Raw genomic sequence first — 3199 nt, forward strand, 5'->3', positions numbered from 1 at the left:
GCACCACCTCCATCGAAAAGTCCGAGCAGCTGGCCGAGCGCCTGCGCAAGGAAGGTTTTACCGATTTCGAAGTGCTGAACGCCCGCCATCACGAGCGCGAGGCGGCGATCGTCGCCCAGGCCGGCAAGCCCGGCGCCATCACCATCGCCACCAACATGGCCGGCCGCGGCACCGACATCAAGCTCGGCGGCAATGCCGAGATGCGGATCGAGGAAGAGCTGGGCGACATGCCGGCCGGCCCCGAACGCGAGGCGCGGGAAAAGGAAATCATTGCCGACATTGAGCGGCTGAAGGAAAAGGCGCTGGCCGCCGGCGGCCTCTATGTGCTGGCCACCGAACGCCACGAATCGCGCCGCATCGACAACCAGCTTAGAGGTCGTTCAGGAAGACAAGGCGACCCCGGCCGCTCGAAATTCTTCCTGTCCCTGCAAGACGATCTGATGCGCATCTTCGGCTCCGAGCGCATGGACGGCATGCTGCAGAAGCTCGGCCTCAAGGAAGACGAGGCGATCATCCATCCGTGGATCAACAAGGCGCTGGAAAAGGCGCAGAAGAAGGTCGAGGCGCGCAACTTCGACATCCGCAAGAACCTGTTGAAATATGACGACGTCTCCAACGACCAGCGCAAGGTGGTGTTCGAGCAGCGCATCGAACTGATGGACGGCGAAGGCCTCTCCGAAACGATCGCCGAGATGCGCGAAGGCGTCATCGACGAGATCGTCGCCAAGGCCATTCCCGAAAATGCCTATGCCGAGCAGTGGAACGTTGCCGGGCTGAAGGCCGAGATCGCCGAGTTCCTGAACCTCGACCTGCCGGTCGAGGACTGGGCCAAGGAAGAGGGCATCGCCGAGGACGACATCCGCGAGCGCATCGCGCAGGCCGCCGAAGCCGCCGCCAAGGAGCGCGCCGAGCGTTTTGGCCCCGAGGTGATGAACTATGTCGAGCGCTCGGTGGTGCTGCAGACGCTCGACCATCTGTGGCGCGAGCACATCGTCAATCTCGACCATCTGCGCTCGGTCGTCGGCTTCCGCGGCTACGCCCAGCGCGATCCGCTGCAGGAGTACAAGGGCGAGGCGTTCGAGCTGTTCCAGGCGATGCTTGGCAATCTGCGCCAGGCCGTCACCGCGCAGCTGATGCGCGTCGAACTGGTCCGCCAGGCCGCCGAAGCGCCACCTCCGGAAGCCCCCGACATGTTCGGCACCCATATCGACGGCACCACCGGCGAAAACGACTTCGAAGGCGGCGAAACCGCCCTCCTGGTCCGCCCGGAGACAACCGCAATCGTCGCCCCCGAAGACCGCGACCCCAACAACCAGGCCACCTGGGGCAAAGTCGGCCGCAACGAAGCCTGCCCCTGCGGTTCGGGGAAGAAGTACAAGCACTGCCACGGGGCGTTCGCGTAAGGGGCGCTTTCCTTCCCCCCGTTCACAGGGAGAAGGTGCCGGCAGGCAGATGAGGGGCGGCGCGGATTTTCGCGATTAGCCAATCTCCCCACCTGAGGGGGAGATGGCCGGCAGGCCAGAGGGGGGGGCGCTGTCCCGCCGACTAAGCCGCCTCGAACTCGAACTTCAGCTGCGCGGCCTCTTCCTCTGGCAGCCAAGGCACCATCTGAGGCACGATCGATAAAGCCGGGTGCTATCCTGATCGGCAACGTCTCCGTGCTGCGCGCCTCGGCGATGATGAAACAGCGGCGCAACCTCAAACGCCTGCGCCGCCCCTCATCCGCCTGCCGGCACGTTCTCCTCGTATAGGGACGGGCGAAGGAACTTCTCACCCAACCGTTTCTTAATGTGTCTCCGCTACACCAACGCCTGAAAAGAAGCGGAAAACGGAGAGAAATCGGGGTGCGCTTTTCCGCGGCCACGACAGCCGGGCGGTTCTTGCCGCAGCGTTGGGCGCTGCGCATGGGGCCGTTGCTTGGCCGCATCGATGCCGTGCTGTTCACCGCCGACGAGCGCGGCGAGGCCAGCCGCATGTCGGTTATCGCCTTCTCGGTCCGCATCGTCAGCGCCGTCATTGCCTTCGTCAGCCAGGTGCTGATGGCACGCTGGATGGGCTCGTTCGAATATGGCATCTTCGTCCTCGTCTGGGTGACGATGGTCATCGTCGGCAATCTCGCCTGCCTGGGCTTCCACACCTCCGTCATCCGCTACATTCCCGAATACCGCGAGCGCGGCTTGATGGACGAGTTGCGCGGCATCGTGCTGGCCAGCCGTCTGTTCGTGCTGATCGCATCGACGCTGATCGCCGGGCTCGGCGCGCTCGGCGTCTGGCTGGCGGCACCCTGGATCGAGAGCTACTATGTGATCCCGTTCATCCTCGGCGTCATCTGCCTGCCGATGATCGCCATGTCCGACCTTCTGTCGGGCCTGGCACGCGCCAACAGCTGGGCGCTGTTTGCCCTGTCGCCGACCTATCTGGTGCGGCCGGTGCTGATCCTGCTGTTCATGGCGCTGATGCTGTTTGCGGGCTACGCACCCGACGCCAGGACCGCAATCTTTGCTTCGACCGCCGCCACCTACGCCACAACGCTCGGCCAGCTTATCGGTGTCACCCAGCGCATGGAACGGCAGATCCCGGCCGGGCCGATGAAGGTCCATTTTGCGCAATGGTTCGTCGTCTCGCTGCCGATCTTCCTGGTCGAGAGCTTCTTCTTCCTGCTGACCAATGCCGACGTGCTGATGGTCGGCGCCTATATGGACCCCAATGACGTCGCCGTCTATTTCGCCACGGTGAAGACCCTGGCGCTGGTGCATTTCGTCTACTTCGCCGTCAAGGCCGGCGTTGCCCAGCGCTACGCCCAGTTCACCCATGGCGACCCGCAAAGGCTCGCCGCCTTTGCCCGCGAGACGGTGTCGTGGACGTTCTGGCCTTCGCTGTTGATGGCGCTGCTGGTGCTGGCGCTCGGCGAGCCGATGCTGGTGCTGTTCGGCCCGGAATTCAGCAGCGGCTATCCCTTGCTGTTCCTGCTCGTCTTCGGCGTCGCGGCGCGCGCCGCCGTCGGCCCCTGCGAAAGCCTGCTGACGATGAGCGGCAACCAGAACATCTGCGCCGCCGTCTATGCCATGACGCTGGCCTTCAACATCGCCCTCAACGTGATGCTGATCCCGATGTTCGGCCTGTGGGGCGCGGCCATGGCCACCGCCTTTGCCATGATCTTCGAAGCCGGCGCGCTGTCCTTCACGGTGTGGCGCAAGCT

Annotated in this window: 2 protein-coding genes; both read left to right on the forward strand. The window is 64.4% G+C overall.

What is annotated here, in order from left to right:
• On the forward strand, positions 1-1403 hold a 1403-nt coding region (locus EN949_RS34130), incomplete at its 5' end, for an SEC-C metal-binding domain-containing protein (protein WP_206534998.1).
• 441 nt (positions 1404-1844) lie between these two features.
• Positions 1845-3199, forward strand: a 1355-nt coding sequence (locus tag EN949_RS34135; RefSeq protein ID WP_164782644.1) for a lipopolysaccharide biosynthesis protein, incomplete at its 3' end; no start/stop codon positions are given.

Source organism: Mesorhizobium sp. M7A.F.Ca.US.007.01.2.1 (assembly GCF_003998165.1).
In the GTDB taxonomy this organism is placed as follows: Bacteria; Pseudomonadota; Alphaproteobacteria; order Rhizobiales; family Rhizobiaceae; genus Mesorhizobium; species Mesorhizobium ciceri.